Below are 14338 nucleotides of genomic sequence, written 5' to 3' on the forward strand. Positions count from 1 at the left end.
GGTGCAAGTGCCATATTGGTGCGCATGCTGGGAATCACCGACCTGTCGACGTACGTGCTGGGCACCGTACTGATCGTGCTGCTGCCCGGGCCGAACTCGCTGTACACGCTCTCCGTCGCGGCGCGCCGCGGCGTCCGGACGGCGTACCGCGCGGCCCTGGGCGTCTTCCTCGGCGACACCGTGCTGATGACCGCCTCGGCGGCGGGCGTGGCCGGGCTGCTCAAGGCCAACGCCGTGCTCTTCGGCATCGTCAAGTACGCGGGCGCCGGCTACCTGGCGTGGATCGCCTTCGGCATGGCGCGGGCCGCCTGGGGCATGTGGCGGTCCCGGAGCGTGGAGCCGGCGGCGGTGGCCGCCGCGGCCGAGGAGGTGGCGGACGCCGAACAGCCCTTCCGGCGCGCGCTGGTGATAAGCCTGCTCAACCCCAAGGCGATCCTCTTCTTCATCTCCTTCTTCGTGCAGTTCGTGGACCCGGGCTACGCCCACCCCGCGCTGTCCTTCCTGGCGCTGGGCACCATCGCCCAGGTCTTCAGCTTCTGCTACCTGACGCTGCTGATCTTCGGCGGCACCTACCTGGCCGCCCAGTTCCGCCGCCGCAAGCGCCTGACGGCGGGGCTGACCTCGGGTGCCGCGGCGCTCTTCCTGGGCTTCGCGGCGAAGTTGTCGCTGTCCTCGGCCGGCTGACCGGCGCCCCGGCAGGAGCCGGCGGTCCGGGCTCCCCGGGCCGGGCCGCCCGTCGCCGACCTGCCGGTGACCGATTTCACCCTTATCGTTACGGTATGTCGCTCCACAAAGGCGCCGAGGGCCTGCCGAAGCTCGCCGTGAACCCCTTCTACGCGGGGGCCGACCCGGTCGCCGGGATGCGCGCGGCACCACCGAAGCACCGGCTGCCCGACGGCCCGATGGCGCCCGCCACGGCGTACCAGCTCGTCCACGACGAGCTGATGCTCGACGGCAACGCCCGGCTCAACCTGGCCACCTTCGTCACCACCTGGATGGAGCCCGAGGCCGGGGTGCTGATGGGCGAGTGCCTCGACAAGAACATGATCGACAAGGACGAGTACCCGCGCACCGCCGAACTGGAGCGGCGCTGCGTGGCGATGCTCGCCGACCTGTGGCACGCCCCCGACCCGGAGAGCGCCATCGGCTGCTCGACCACCGGCTCCTCCGAGGCCTGCATGCTCGCCGGGATGGCCTTCAAGCGCCGCTGGACCAAGCGCGCCGCCGACCGCTCCGGCGGCGCGTCCGGCAAGCGCCGCTGGCCGAGGCGGTCCGGCGACCGCCACCCGGACGGCGCCCGGCCCAACCTGGTCATGGGCGCCAACGTCCAGGTCTGCTGGGAGAAGTTCTGCAACTTCTGGGAGGTCGAGCCGCGCCTGGTGCCGATGGAGGGCGACCGGCTGCACCTGGAGCCGGACACCGCCGTCGCGATGTGCGACGAGAACACCATCGGGGTCGTGGCCGTCCTCGGCTCGACCTTCGACGGGTCCTACGAGCCGGTGGCCGAGATCTGCGCCGCCCTCGACGCCCTGCAGGAACGGACCGGGCTCGACATTCCCGTCCACGTCGACGGGGCCTCCGGGGGCATGATCGCCCCCTTCCTCGACGAGGACCTGGTCTGGGACTTCCGGCTGCCCCGGGTGGCCTCGATCAACACCTCCGGCCACAAGTACGGGCTGGTCTACCCCGGCGTCGGCTGGGCGCTGTGGCGGGACCTCGAGGCGCTGCCCGAGGAACTGGTCTTCCGGGTCAACTACCTCGGCGGCGACATGCCGACCTTCGCACTCAACTTCTCCCGGCCGGGCGCCCAGGTCGTCGCGCAGTACTACACGTTCCTGCGGCTGGGCCGGGACGGCTACCGCACCGTCCAGCAGACCGCCCGTGACGTGGCCACCTACCTGGCCTCGCGGATCGAGGAGTGCGGTGACTTCCGGCTGATCACCCGCGGCGACCAGCTCCCCGTCTTCGCCTTCACCACCGCCGACCACGTCACCGCGTACGACGTCTTCGACGTCTCCCGGCGGATGCGCGAGCGCGGCTGGCTGGTGCCCGCGTACACCTACCCGGCGGACCGCGAGGACCTGGCGGTGCTGCGCATCGTCGTCCGCAACGGCTTCTCCGAGGACCTCGCCGACCTCTTCCTCGCCGACCTGGAGCGCTACCTCCCGCAGCTGCGCGCCCAGGACCACCCGCTCCACCCGCCCGGCGAGGCACCCACCGCCTTCCACCACTGAGCGGCGCGTCGCGGGGCACACGCTCCCCATGGGGAAGGACAAGCAGACCAAGGCGACCGTCTTCGTGGCCCTCGCCGCGAACCTGGTGATCGCCGTGGCGAAGGCGGTCGGCGGGCTGCTGACCACGTCACCGGCGCTGCTCTCGGAGGCGGCGCACTCGGTGGCCGACACGCTCAACGAGGTGTTCCTGCTGGCCGCACTACGCCGCAGCCGGCGCAGTCCGGACGCACGGCACCCCTTCGGCTACGGCAAGGAGCGCTGGTTCTGGTCGCTGCTCGCCGCCGTGGGGATCTTCGTGATGGGCGGCTGCTTCTCCTTCTACCAGGGGGTGAACGCGTTCCACGAGAGCGAGCCGCACACCACCCGGGCCTTCCTGATCGCGGCGGCCGTCCTGGTCGTCTCCCTGCTCGCCGAGGGGACCTCCCTGGTCAGGGCACTTCTGCAGGTGCGGTCCGGGGCCCGCGAGCACGACCGCCCCTTCCGCACCGAACTGCGCGAGGGCGAGGACCCCACCCTGCGCACCGTGCTCGCCGAGGACAGCGCCGCGGTGTTCGGCGTGCTGCTCGCCCTCGCCGGCGTCGTGCTGCACTGGACCACCGGCGACCGGACCTGGGAGGCGTACGCGTCCCTGGCGATCGCCGCCCTGCTGATGTACGTCGCCTACCGGCTCGGCAAGGACTGCCGGGACACCCTCATCGGCGAGGCCGCCGACCCCAGGCTGCGGCAGCGGGCGCACGAACTGCTGATCCGGCAGCCCGAGATCGACACCGTCACCGCACTGCTGACGATGCGCCTCGGCATCGACTCGGTGCTGCTGGCCGCCCGGGTCGACCTGACCGAGGGCATCGACAGCGAGACGGTGGAGGAGGCCGCGGTCCGCATCAAGCGCTCGCTGGCCGGGGAGTTCCCCGAACTGGACCAGATCTTCCTGGACGTCACCGACGCCTCCGACGAGGACCGCCGCGCCGCCCACCGGCTGCGGCAGGCGCTGCGCGCCGAGGCGGGCGAGCGCGAGGGCGGGGGCTGACCGCTCAGCGGCCGATGGGCACGCCGTGCCGCGCCAGCCAGGGCAGCGGGGGGACGGCGGAGCCCATCTGCGGCGTGACACGGACCTCGAAGTGCAGGTGCGGTCCGGTGGAGTTGCCGGAGTTGCCGGACAGGCCGATCCGCTCGCCCGCCCGCACCCGCCGGCCGGGGACCACCTCCAGGACGGACAGGTGGGCGTAGTGCGTGCAGTAGCCGTCGTCGTGCCGGACGACGATCTGGTTGCCGAAGCCGTCGCCGCACGCGGCCACCACCACCGTGCCGTCGCCCACCGCCCGGACCGGGGTGCCCGGCGGCACCGCGAAGTCCTGGCCGGTGTGGCGGTGCGCCCAGTGCGCCCCGGCGGCGGCGTAGCCGGCGGTGAGCGTGTAGTGCGCGACCGGGCGCACCCAGTGCGGGGCACCGTGGCGGCGGGACGCGGCCGACGACCGGGGCGGGGCCGGGGGAACGTCGCGGGGGCAGTCCGCCGAGAGCCCCTCGTGCGCCATGAGCGCCAGGTCGCGGGCGGAGAGCCGGGCCCGGGCACGCAGCAGCCGCTCCTCGATGTCCCGGCGCAGCGCGTCCTTGCGGCGGGCCTCGCGGGCCAGCACCCTCAGCGTCCGGTCGACGGCCTCGGTGTCGGCCGCCAGCCGCCGCTCGGCGAGCATCCGCTCCGCCAGCAGCGCCGCCTGCGCGTGGTCGCCCTGCCGGGCCAGCGTCGCGCCCTCCAGCAGCCGGTCGGGCCGCCCGGTCAGCAGCAGCCGCGCGGACGGTCCCAGCCCCCCGTTGCGGTACTCGCTGCGCGCCATCGCCCCGATCCGGTCCCGCAGCACGTCCAGCCGGCGCCGCTCCACCGCCGCCGCGCGGTGCAGCAACCGCAGGTCGGCGCGCTTGCGGCGGACCGCCCGCTCCGCGTCCTCGTGCGCCCGCACCGCGCGGGCCGCCTCCGCGTACAGCCGCTCCACCCGGGCCGGCGGGCCGGGGCGCGGTTCGGGGCGCTCGCCGGCCACCGCCGGCGAGGCGGTCAGCAGCAGGCAGAGGGCCGCGGCCGCCGTCCTCCATCGCATCGCCCGATCCTTTCGGGCCCGGTCACCGCGGTGCCCGGACGACACGCCCCCGCCGGTTGCGGGCCACCCGGCGGGGTGACCGCATCCGGGCGTGCGCCCGGTGGAGGACCGCCCGATCATGGGAACGGGCACACTCGGCGGACAGGAGGGTGACCGGGTGAGCGGTGACGGTGAGCCCGGCGGCTGGTCACCGCCGGACCACACGGTCCTGCGGCAGGTGCTGGACGGCACCCCGGCGGGCGTGGGCATCTACGACCCGCAACTGCGCTACGTCTACGTCAATCCCGCCCTCGCCCGGATGAACGGCCTGCCCGCCAAGGAGCACCTGGGCCGCCGGATCACCGAGGTCCTGCCGGACCTGGACGACGCCGGCGAGGAGGCGCTGCGCCAGGTCCTGTCCGACGGCAAGTCCCGCGAGGTGCCCTCCAGCGGCCGCACCCACGCCGGGTCCGACGCGGGCCGGCGCTACTGGCAGGGCGCGTACCACCGGCTGGACGCGGCGGACGGCACGGTGCTGGGCCTGGTCGGGATCGTGCTGGAGGTCAGCGCCTCCCGCCAGCACCAGCGGGAACTGGAACGCGCCCGGGAGCGGCTGGCCATCCTGGACCGCGCCGCCACCTCCATCGGCACCACCCTGGAGATGGACGAGACCTGCGCGGAACTCGCCGGGTTCCTCGTGCCGCTGCTCGCCGACATCGCCACCGTCGAGGTCTTCCCCACCGAGCGCGCCACCCCCTACAACCGCGGTGTGCTGCGGCTGCGCCGGGCCGCCATGGCGGCGCTGCCGAACCTGCGCGAGCAGGTCAAGGCCTTCGGTGAGCCGGGGGAGTACGTCGAGTACCCGTCGGGCACGACCATCCCGCGCTGCCTGCAGTCCGGCAGCCCGGTGGTGCAGAACCTCTTCGACGACGACGCCCTGGGCCGCGGCGGGTCGGCCCGCGAACGGATGGCCGCCTTCCGGTCGGTGGGCATCCACTCGGCGCTCGTCGTGCCGCTCGCGGCGCGCGGCGAGCCCATCGGCACGGTGACCCTGGTCCGCTGCGGCGAGTCCCCGGGCTTCACCGAACGGGACACCGAGACCGTCCAGGACATCGTCCGGCGGGCCGCAATCTACCTCGACAACGCCCGCCGCTACACCCACGAGCACGGCATCGCCCTGGAGTTGCAGCGCGCCCTGATGTCCGAGCCGGGCTCCCCGCACCCCTCCGTGGAGGCCGCGTTCCGCTACCAGCCGGCCGGCAGCACGGCGCTGGTGGGCGGCGACTGGTACGACGCCGTACGGCTGTCCTACGGGCGCACCCTGCTGGCCATGGGCGACGTGATGGGGCACGGGGTCGAGGCCTCGGTGGACATGAGCCAGTACCGCTCGATGCTGCGCTTCGTGGCGGCGGCCGACCTGCCGCCGCACCGCATCCTGCGCCGGCTGGACACCCTCATCTCCCAGACGGAGTCGGGCCGTCCGGCGAGCTGCCTGCTGGCCCTCGTCGACCCGGCGCGCGACAAGTGCACGTTCTCCAGCGCCGGACACCTGCCGCCTGCCGTCATCCGGGCGGACGGCACGGTGCGCATCGTCGACGTGCCGGTCGGCCCGCCGCTGGGCACCGGCCACGGGGGCTACGAGGCCGTCCCGGCCCCCTGCCGGCCCGGTGACGTCCTGCTGCTGTACACCGACGGCCTCGTGGAACGGCGCGGGGAGGACATCGACGCCTCGCTCGACCGGCTCGCCGGGTTGCGTCTGCACCCCGACGGTGATCTGGGCGGACTGGTCGACCGGGTCCTGTCCCTGCTGGTCGTGGAACCGGCGGACGACGACATCGCGGTCCTCGCGGCACGGGTCGTGCGATAAGCGGATCAACCGCTCGGAGTACCACAACAGGCGGATCTCGACTTGCGCCCGCACGATGATCAGACGGGCCGCCGCAGGGGCGGTCCCGGGAACCGGCCCCTCGGGGAGGATCTGCCGTGACCGTCAGTCTGGCGCATCTGCGTCGTTGCTCCGTTGCCGTCGACCTCGGGGCGTCGCGCACCCGTGTCTACCTCAAGCACCAGGGACTCGTCGTGGACGAGCCGAGCGTGGCCGCCGTCAACGCGCACAGCGGTGCCCTCATCGCGGTCGGCTCGCTGGCCGAGAAGATGACCGGCCGCACGCCCGAGCACATCCGCGTGGTCCGCCCCATCCAGGCCGGGATGGTCGTCGACATCGAGATGGCCCAGCGCATGCTCCGTCACCTGCTGGGCGGTCAGCTGCGCAAGGCCTGGCGGCGCAAGCCGATGCTCCGGGCCGCCGTCTGCACCCCCCACGGCAGCGGTCCGCTGGCCCAGCGGGCGGCCGTCGAGACGATGTACGGCCTCGGTTCACGCCGGGTCGAACTCGTGGACTCCGTCGTCGCGGCCGCCATCGGGTGCGGGCTCCCGGTCGAGGAGCCCGAGGCGACGATGATCATGCTCGCCGGGGCCGGCACCACGCAGATCGCCGTCATGTCGATGGGCTCGATCGTCGCCGCGGAGACCATCGGGGTCGGTGGCGAGGCGATCGACCACGCCGTCGTCCAGCACCTGCGCAACACGCACGAACTGCTGCTGCCCAGCCAGTCGGTGCGGTCGCTGCACGAGACCCTCTCCGCGCCCGGGCCCGTCGCGCCCAGCGCCGAGGTCCAGGGGCGCGACGTCGCCAGCGGGATCGCCCGCACGGTCCGCGTCGACACCGAGGCGGTACGGCAGGCGATCCGGATGCCCATGGCGACGCTGGTCGACGGCATCGGCCAGGTGCTCCGGCGGTGCCCGCCGGACCTGGTCGCCGACCTCACCGACCGCGGCGTCATGCTGGCGGGCGGCAGCGCGCTACTGCCCGGCCTGGACATGATGCTCCGTCAGGCCACCGGGATGCCGGTCACCATCGCGGAACGGCCCGACGTCTGCGCCGTCCTCGGGCTGGGCGCCATGATGGAGGGCCACCCCGTCCCGACGCCGCTCGACCCGCTGTCGGTGTAGGGACCCGGCCGGGTTCACGCGTCCAGGACGAGCCGGGACGGGGAGCACCTCCCCGTCCCGGCCGAGCCGCACGTCGGCACCGGCGCCGGGCGCGGGGCGGGGATCAGCGCGGGCGGACCGCCTTCTCGGTGCGCTCGACGAGGCGGGCGGCGTGCCCGGCGACGAGGTCCGGGCGGTGGGAGGGCAGCCAGTGGCCCCCGTCCACGTGGTGGACCTCGGCCCGGGGCGCCCAGTCGGTGATCTCCGTCTGCCAGGGCGGCAGGACGAACACGTCCCTGGACGGGGCCAGCACGACCGCGGGCAGCGCGGCGTGCCGTGCGCGGGGGCGGAGCACGCGGGGCAGCACGTTGGCGCGGTAGAGCTTGAGCCCGGCGCGGTTGCGCGCGGCGAGCCCCGGGCCGTAGCCGGCGGGGGCCTCGCCCGTCTCCAGGCGCCGCAGGGTCGCGATGACGCCGTCCAGGAAGCCGCTGCGGCAGGCGAGCTCGGCGATGCCGGGCAGGTGGAAGAAGCCGACGTACTGCGAGGCCAGCGCCTGTCTGGCGAGCTTCAGCAGGCGGGCCGGGGAGGGGCGGCGCAGCTGGGCCCGGTACCAGCGGCCGGTGTGGTCCAGGTCGGGGCCGGAGATCGAGGTGATCGAGGCGTAGCGGTGGGCGAGTTCCGGCGTGCTGACGGTGTGCCAGCTCTGCACCGACCCCCAGTCGTGGGTGAGCAGGTGGACCGGGGCGCCCGGGCTGACCGCGTCCGCGACGGCGGTGGTGTCGGCGGCGAGCCGCGGCAGCCGGTAGGCCCGGGTGCGGCGCGGGGCGTCCGAGGCGCCCGAGCCGCGCACGTCGTACGACACGACGTGGAAGCCGCGGGCCGCCAGGAGCCCGGCGACGCCGTCCCACACGCCGTGGTCGTCGGGGAAGCCGTGCACGCACAGCACCGTGGGCCCGGCCGGGTCCCCCTGCTCGTACACCGCCAGCCGCACCCCGTCGGAGACCGTGACCCAGCGCTGCGTCATGTCCGCCGTCCTCCGCCTTCGCGTCGCCGCGTCACCGCGGCGTCGCATGACCGTCGCCGTGGCTTCGCACCGTCGTTCCGTCGCCGTTCCCGGGCGCCACGATGGCAGCTTGTTGACGCCGTGTCTAGCAGCGGGACGGTATACCTTTGCCGCCGTGACCGGTGGGAACGCGATACTGCAGCGACGGCTCGGCGTCTTCGACGCCACCGTCGTCGGACTCGGCTCGATGATCGGCGCCGGGGTCTTCGCCGCGTTCGCCCCGGCCGCCCGCGCCGCCGGGTCCGGGCTGCTCCTCGGGCTCGCGGCGGCGGCCGTCGTCGCCTACTGCAACGCCATGTCCTCGGCCAGGCTCGCCGCGCTGTACCCCGCCTCGGGCGGGACCTACGTCTACGGGCGCGAGCGGCTCGGGCCCTTCTGGGGCCACCTCGCGGGCTGGTCCTTCGTCGTCGGCAAGACCGCCTCCTGCGGCGCGATGGCCCTGACGATCGGCGCGTACGTCTGGCCGGAGCAGCAGCGCGCCGTCGGCGTCGCCGCGGTCGTGGCGCTCACCGCCGTCAACTACGCCGGCGTGCAGAAGGCCGCCTGGCTCACCCGGGGCATCGTCGCGGTCGTCCTCGCGGTCCTCGCGGCGTTCGTCGTCGCCGCGTTCACCGGCGGCGACGCCGACGCCGCCCGGCTGGACATCGGGGCCGACGCGAGCGTGGGCGGCGTGCTCCAGGCGGCCGGCCTGCTGTTCTTCGCCTTCGCCGGGTACGCCAGGATCGCCACGCTCGGCGAGGAGGTCAGGGACCCGGCGCGCACCATCCCCCGCGCGATCCCGCTCGCCCTCGGCATCACCCTGGTCGTCTACGCCGCCGTCGCGGTCGCCCTCCTCGCGGTGCTCGGCCCGCAGGCGCTCGCCGGTTCGGCGGCGCCCCTGGCCGACGCCGCGGGCGGCCTCGCGCCGCTGACGCGGGCGGGCGCAGCCGTCGCCGCCGTCGGCTCCCTGCTCGCGCTGATCCTCGGGGTCTCCCGCACCACCCTGGCCATGGCCCGCGACGGCCACCTGCCCCGCACCCTGGCCGCGGTGCACCCCAGGACCGGGGTGCCGCACCACGCCGAACTCGCCGTCGGCGCCGTCGTCGCCCTGCTCGCCGCCACCGCCGACCTGCGCGGGGCGATCGGCTTCTCCTCCTTCGGCGTCCTGGCGTACTACGCCGTCGCCAACGCCTCCGCCTGGACCCTGGGCCCCGGCGCCCGGCGCGCCGTCCCCGCCCTCGGCCTGCTCGGCTGCCTCGTCCTGGCCTTCGCCCTGCCCTGGACGTCCGTCGCCGCGGGCGCGGCGGTCCTGGCCGCGGGGGCGGGCCTCTACGCCGTACGCACCCGCCGCGCCTGACCCGGCCCGCCCGGGCCTACGCTGAGGCGCATGGACTCCGCAGCACCGGACTGGAACGTCCTGCTCGTCGACCAGCTGGACTGGCACTGGCGGAACCAGCTGCGCCCGCGCCTGGACGGCCTCACCGACGACGAGTACCTCTGGGAACCCGTCCCGGACTGCTGGAGCGTCCGCCCGCGCGGCAGCGGCCGGGCCCCGATCGAGGCCGGCACCGGCGAGTTCCGGCTCGACCTCGCCTGGCCGCCCCCGGACCCCGGGCCCGTGACGACGATCGCGTGGCGCCTGGGCCACGTCATCACCGGCGTCCTGGGCGCCCGCACCGCCTCCCACTTCGGCGGCCCGCCGGTCGACCTCGCCGGCAGGGACTTCCCGTTCTCCGGCACCGCCGACGGCGCGCTCGCGCAGTTGGACGCCGCCTACGCGGCATGGCGCGACGGCGTGCGCGGTCTGGGCGCCGAGGGCCTGGCCCGGCCGTGCGGTCCGAAGGAGGGCCCCTACGCGAAGGAACCGCTGGCCGCGCTCGTGCTCCACATCAACCGCGAGGTCATCCACCACGGAGCCGAGACCGCCCTGCTGCGCGACCTCTACCGCGCCCGGCACGTCGCACCGGGCGGAGGGACGTTGCCCGACTGAGATCCATCCGCAACGGCCCCGATGCCACCGGCCCGCGGCTTCCTGCGTCACAGTCGCAGAAGGCGCAGGGGGCGCCTCCGGGGGAGGTGGTGACGGTGATGCGGCGGATCACGGCGGCGGTACTGGCGACGCTGACGGCCGGGGCGGTGCTCACGGGCTGCAGCGCGAACACGGACCGGGGCAGCGGCGACCACGCGCAGCGCCCCGGGCCCGTGCAGGGCGCGGACGACGCCCCCCAGTGGAACGGCGGAGAGCCCGACGAGGACCGGGGTGAGGGCCGGGCGCCCGACGCGTCCCTGCTGTCGACCTTCGCGCTGGACGTCGACACCGCCTCGTACGGCTACGCCAAGCGGCGGCTCGACCAGGGCTCGCTGCCCTCCCCCTCCCAAGTGCGCCCCGAGGAGTTCGTCAACAGCTTCCGCCAGGACTACCCCGCGCCCAGGGGCGACGGCTTCTCCGTCACCGTCGACGGCGCCCGCATAGGCGACGAGGAGGGCTGGTCGCTGCTGCGGGTGGGACTCGCCACACGCCCCGCGGACGAGGGGAGCAGGCCCCCGGCCGTGCTCACCTTCGTCGTGGACGTCTCCGGCTCCATGGGCGAACCCGGCCGTCTCGACCTCGTCCAGAAGGCGCTGCGCGCCGCGGTCGGCGAACTGCGGGACGACGACTCCCTCGCCGTCGTGACCTTCAGCGACCGCGCCCGGGTCGCCCTGCCGGCCACCCGGCTCGGCGCGGGCGGCGCCCGCGATCACGCGCTGTCCGTCGTCGACCGCCTCGCGCCCGAGGACTCCACCAACCTGGAGGCGGGGCTGCGCACCGGCTACGACGTGGCCCTGGAGAGCGCCCGGCGCGGGGCCACCAACCGGGTCGTCCTGCTCTCCGACGCCCTCGCCAACACCGGGGAGACCGAACCCGACGCCCTCCTGGACCGGATCGACCGGGCCCGCTCACGGCACGGCATCGCGCTCTTCGGGGTCGGCGTCGGCAGCGAGTACGGCGACGAGCTGATGGAGCGGCTGGTCGACAAGGGCGACGGCCACACCTCGTACGTCTCCACCCCGGCCGAGGCCCGCGCGCTGTTCGTGGACCAGCTGCCCGTCAACATCGGCCTGCGCGCCCGCGACGCCAAGGCACAGGTCTCCTTCGACCCGCACACCGTCGAGCGCTACCGCCTGATCGGCTTCGAGAACCGTGCCGTCGCCGACGAGGACTTCCGCGACGACCGGGTCGACGGCGGCGAGGTCGGCCCCGGCCACACCGTCACCGCGCTCTACGCCGTCCGCCTGAAGGCGGGCGCCCGGGGCCACGTCGCCACGGCCACCGTACGCTGGCTCGACCCGCACGACCGCTCCCCGCACGAGGCCGCAGGCGCCGTCGAGGCGGACCGGCTCGCCGGCCGGCTGTGGGACTCCGGCACCTCGCCGAGGCTCCGCGTGGACGCGGTCGCCGCGTACTTCGCCGACGCCCTGCGCACCTACGACACCGGCGACGAGCAACTGCCCGGCGCCCCCGGCCTCGCCGTACTCGGCGACCGCGCGCACGCCCTGGCCGCGACCACCGAGGACCCGGCGGTACGCGACCTGGCGGAAGCCGTCGACAGCGCGTACGCGCTGCGCGCGGGCTGATGGAGTATCAGTGGAGGCATGGCAGAAGAGAAGGAACCCGAGCCCGAGCTCGACGCCCGCTACAGCAGCACCGGCGCGACCCCCACGACCTGGCACGACGCCCGCGAACACCTGGCGGGCGCCGAGATCTACTGGCTGACCACCGTCCGCCGGGACGGCCGCCCCCACGTCACCCCGCTCATCGGGGTCTGGCTCGACGACGCCCTGCACTTCTGCACCGGCGCCGACGAGCGCAAGGCCAGGAACCTCGACCACAACCGCCGGATCGTCGTCACGACCGGCAACAACGCGCTCGACGAGGGCCTGGACATCGTGCTCGAGGGCAAGGCGGCCCGCGTGCGCAGCGACAAGCAGCTGCACCGGATCGCCGAGGCGTACGAGGGCAAGTACGGCTCCGAGTGGCGGTTCGACGTACGCGACCAGGTCTTCGTCGGCGACGGCCACGAGGCCCTGGTCTACCAGGTGGAACCCACCACCGCCTTCGCCTACGCCCGCGGCACCACCTACAGCCAGACCCGCTGGTTGTTCTAGGTGACCGGCGGCGGTCGGGCCGGTGGGTGGGTGCGGGTTCGTCTCGCGCCCTTCGGGCGCAAAGCGGCTGGCTGCGGAGGGGAGGGTGGGGGCGCTCCAACTCGGCAGTGTGCGGCCCGGTGGTCGGCGGGGGTTCAGGCGCCGGAGCGGGGTGCCTTTCCGGCGGTGTCGGTCTCGTTGCCGTCCGCGGGTATAGATGGCCGCTTCCACGCCATCCGTGGGTGGTGGGCGCGCCCGCCGTAACCCGCGACTGCGGGTGCTTCGAGGTGCTGTCGGGGGTCGGCGAGATCGGGCCCGCTTTCGACGGTATGGACGTCGAAACAGAGCCCGATGTCGGATCGGGGAAGCACCCGCAGACGCCGGTTACGGCGAGCGCGCCACCCACGAACGGTGGGCGTGGTCACCGGCCATCTGCACCCGCGGACGGCAACGAGACCCGAGCCGGACGAACAACCCACCCCGCTCCGGCGCCTGAACCCCAACCGACCACCGAGCCGCACACTGCACACAAGGCAGGCCCCCACCCTCCCACCCGCAGCCCGCATCTTTGCGCCCGCAGGGCGCGAGACGGCGCAACAGCCGAACAACCACGGCAGTCCGCGTAACGGCCGGCGCCTCGGCGCCATCACTCACGCAGGCGCCTGGACGGGCCGGCCGGACCGTGGAAGGCGGCACGGTCGGCGGCGGCGGTGCCGCGGGCCCAGCCTTCGTGGTCGCGGCCCCGGAGGCGCTGGGTGCGGGTGTCGGGGAACATCGCGTCGGCGGCGCGGCCGACGGCGACCTCACGGGCGGCCAGGACCGGGAGGACCTCCGTGGCGCCGGTGGCCCGCGCGGCCTCCTCCGTCGCGTCGCGGGACGCGGCGGCCAGGCGTTCGCCGACCCGGCCCGCGTAGGCGATGAGGAAGGACTCGCGGAAGTCCCGCGACAGGTCGCCGCCCCCACCGCCCCTGCCGCCCTTGCGACGCGGGCGACGCGCCGCCGGTCCCGGGGCGCCGCCGCCGCGCATGGCCGCCTCGGCCTGCACCAGCAGGGAGGTGTAGAGCACCTCCACGGCCTCCAGGTCGGCCTCCCAGCCCACCACCGTCGAGAAGCCGAACTCGGCCGACCACACGGCGCGGCAGCGGTTCGCCGCCGCGACCGCGTCGAGCAGCAGCGCCTTCGGCGCCTCGTACGGCCGGTCCACGCCGATCCGCCGCGCGCCGGGCCCGCCGCCGCCCGCAGCGGTGCCCGCGACCAGTGCCTCGTCCACGCTGTGCCGTGCCATGAGGTGCTGGGCCTTCGCGCTCAGCGCCTCCGCCTCCTCCGGGAAGGCCGTGGACTCCGCCTTCGCCAGCAGCGCCCTGATCCGCCGCAGCATCGGATGGCCCGTGGCGCCGGACGCCGCCTCGGGCGCGGCCGCCGGGGTGATCCCGGGCAGCCGCCCCAGCAGGCGGACGAGTTCCAGCACGGTCGTCGCGACGGTGAAGCGGTCCAGCCGCTCGGCCGCCCCGTACGCGCTCAGGAGGCCCGCCGGGTCACCGCCGTCCTCGGTGAGGCGGCCGGCGAGCCGCACGTGCTCGGGGCGCAGTTCACGGCGCACCATGCGCAGCAGGTCCGCGTCCTCCCAGCCGCGGGCCCGGCAGCCCCGCAGCAGCCCGCCCACCGCGGTCGCCACCGCCCGGCCGACCTCGTCCCAGCCGGCCTCCGCCGCCGCCATGGCCGACGCACCGGCGTCCAGCGCCGTCTCGACGTCCCCCTCCGGCGCACCCATGGCACCGGCGAACGCCGTCTCGACCACCGTCATCGCATCTCGCACGCGGTTCAGGATCGCACCGACACGCCACGGACGGAGCACGGTGCCCACGCGGCCGGGCGGA

At 74.8% G+C, this 14338-nt stretch carries 12 protein-coding genes; 9 read left to right on the top strand and 3 right to left on the bottom strand.

The window, feature by feature from the left end; all coding sequences use genetic code 11:
- Window positions 1-24 precede the first annotated feature (24 nt).
- From leuE to ABZ479_RS10625, 3 genes are all read left to right on the top strand, one after another.
- The gene (leuE, locus tag ABZ479_RS10615) at window positions 25-684 is read left to right on the top strand and encodes a leucine efflux protein LeuE (RefSeq protein WP_500461176.1); all 660 of its coding nucleotides are present in this window, start codon (window positions 25-27) and stop codon (window positions 682-684) included.
- Between the two features lie 95 nt (window positions 685-779).
- Window positions 780-2234, top strand: coding sequence for a glutamate decarboxylase (gene gad / locus ABZ479_RS10620; protein WP_500461178.1), 1455 nt, complete (start codon window positions 780-782; stop codon window positions 2232-2234).
- A gap of 28 nt (window positions 2235-2262) precedes the next feature.
- Window positions 2263-3261, top strand: a complete 999-nt coding sequence (locus tag ABZ479_RS10625; protein WP_500461180.1) for a cation diffusion facilitator family transporter — start codon at window positions 2263-2265, stop codon at window positions 3259-3261.
- Between the two features lie 4 nt (window positions 3262-3265).
- Here ABZ479_RS10625 and ABZ479_RS10630 read toward each other — a convergent pair whose 3' ends face one another.
- Window positions 3266-4324 (bottom strand): M23 family metallopeptidase, encoded by a 1059-nt coding sequence (locus ABZ479_RS10630; protein WP_500461181.1) that lies wholly within the window; start codon window positions 4322-4324, stop codon window positions 3266-3268.
- Between the two features lie 118 nt (window positions 4325-4442).
- Here ABZ479_RS10630 and ABZ479_RS10635 point away from each other — a divergent pair, with 118 nt between their 5' ends.
- Together ABZ479_RS10635 and ABZ479_RS10640 are read left to right on the top strand one after the other, a co-directional pair.
- On the top strand, window positions 4443-6170 hold the full coding sequence (locus tag ABZ479_RS10635) for a SpoIIE family protein phosphatase (protein WP_500461183.1): 1728 nt from the start codon (window positions 4443-4445) through the stop codon (window positions 6168-6170).
- Between the two features lie 116 nt (window positions 6171-6286).
- On the top strand, window positions 6287-7315 hold the full coding sequence (locus tag ABZ479_RS10640; protein WP_499599746.1) for a rod shape-determining protein: 1029 nt from the start codon (window positions 6287-6289) through the stop codon (window positions 7313-7315).
- A 103-nt stretch (window positions 7316-7418) separates the two neighbouring features.
- Here the strand turns inward: ABZ479_RS10640 and ABZ479_RS10645 are convergent, their stop codons facing one another.
- Window positions 7419-8318, bottom strand: a complete 900-nt coding sequence (locus ABZ479_RS10645) for an alpha/beta fold hydrolase (RefSeq protein WP_500461185.1) — start codon at window positions 8316-8318, stop codon at window positions 7419-7421.
- 154 nt (window positions 8319-8472) lie between these two features.
- Here ABZ479_RS10645 and ABZ479_RS10650 point away from each other — a divergent pair, with 154 nt between their 5' ends.
- The 4 genes from ABZ479_RS10650 to ABZ479_RS10665 all read left to right on the top strand — a co-directional run bounded on the left by ABZ479_RS10650 (window position 8473) and on the right by ABZ479_RS10665 (window position 12482).
- The gene (locus tag ABZ479_RS10650) at window positions 8473-9693 is read left to right on the top strand and encodes an APC family permease (protein WP_500461187.1); all 1221 of its coding nucleotides are present in this window, start codon (window positions 8473-8475) and stop codon (window positions 9691-9693) included.
- A gap of 30 nt (window positions 9694-9723) precedes the next feature.
- Complete coding sequence (locus ABZ479_RS10655) at window positions 9724-10326, top strand: DinB family protein (RefSeq protein WP_500461189.1); 603 nt, start codon at window positions 9724-9726, stop codon at window positions 10324-10326.
- A gap of 98 nt (window positions 10327-10424) precedes the next feature.
- A complete protein-coding gene (locus ABZ479_RS10660) occupies window positions 10425-11951 on the top strand; it encodes a vWA domain-containing protein (protein WP_500461191.1) in 1527 nt (508 codons plus the stop codon).
- An 18-nt stretch (window positions 11952-11969) separates the two neighbouring features.
- Entirely contained in the window at window positions 11970-12482 is a 513-nt protein-coding gene (locus ABZ479_RS10665) for a pyridoxamine 5'-phosphate oxidase family protein (protein WP_500461192.1), read from the top strand.
- 625 nt (window positions 12483-13107) lie between these two features.
- Here ABZ479_RS10665 and ABZ479_RS10670 read toward each other — a convergent pair.
- Entirely contained in the window at window positions 13108-14277 is a 1170-nt protein-coding gene (locus tag ABZ479_RS10670) for a DUF2786 domain-containing protein (protein ID WP_500461193.1), read from the bottom strand.
- Window positions 14278-14338: the final 61 nt, after the last annotated feature.

It is taken from the genome of Streptomyces sp. NPDC005722 (assembly GCF_040630935.1).
Lineage (GTDB): Bacteria > Actinomycetota > Actinomycetes > Streptomycetales > Streptomycetaceae > Actinacidiphila.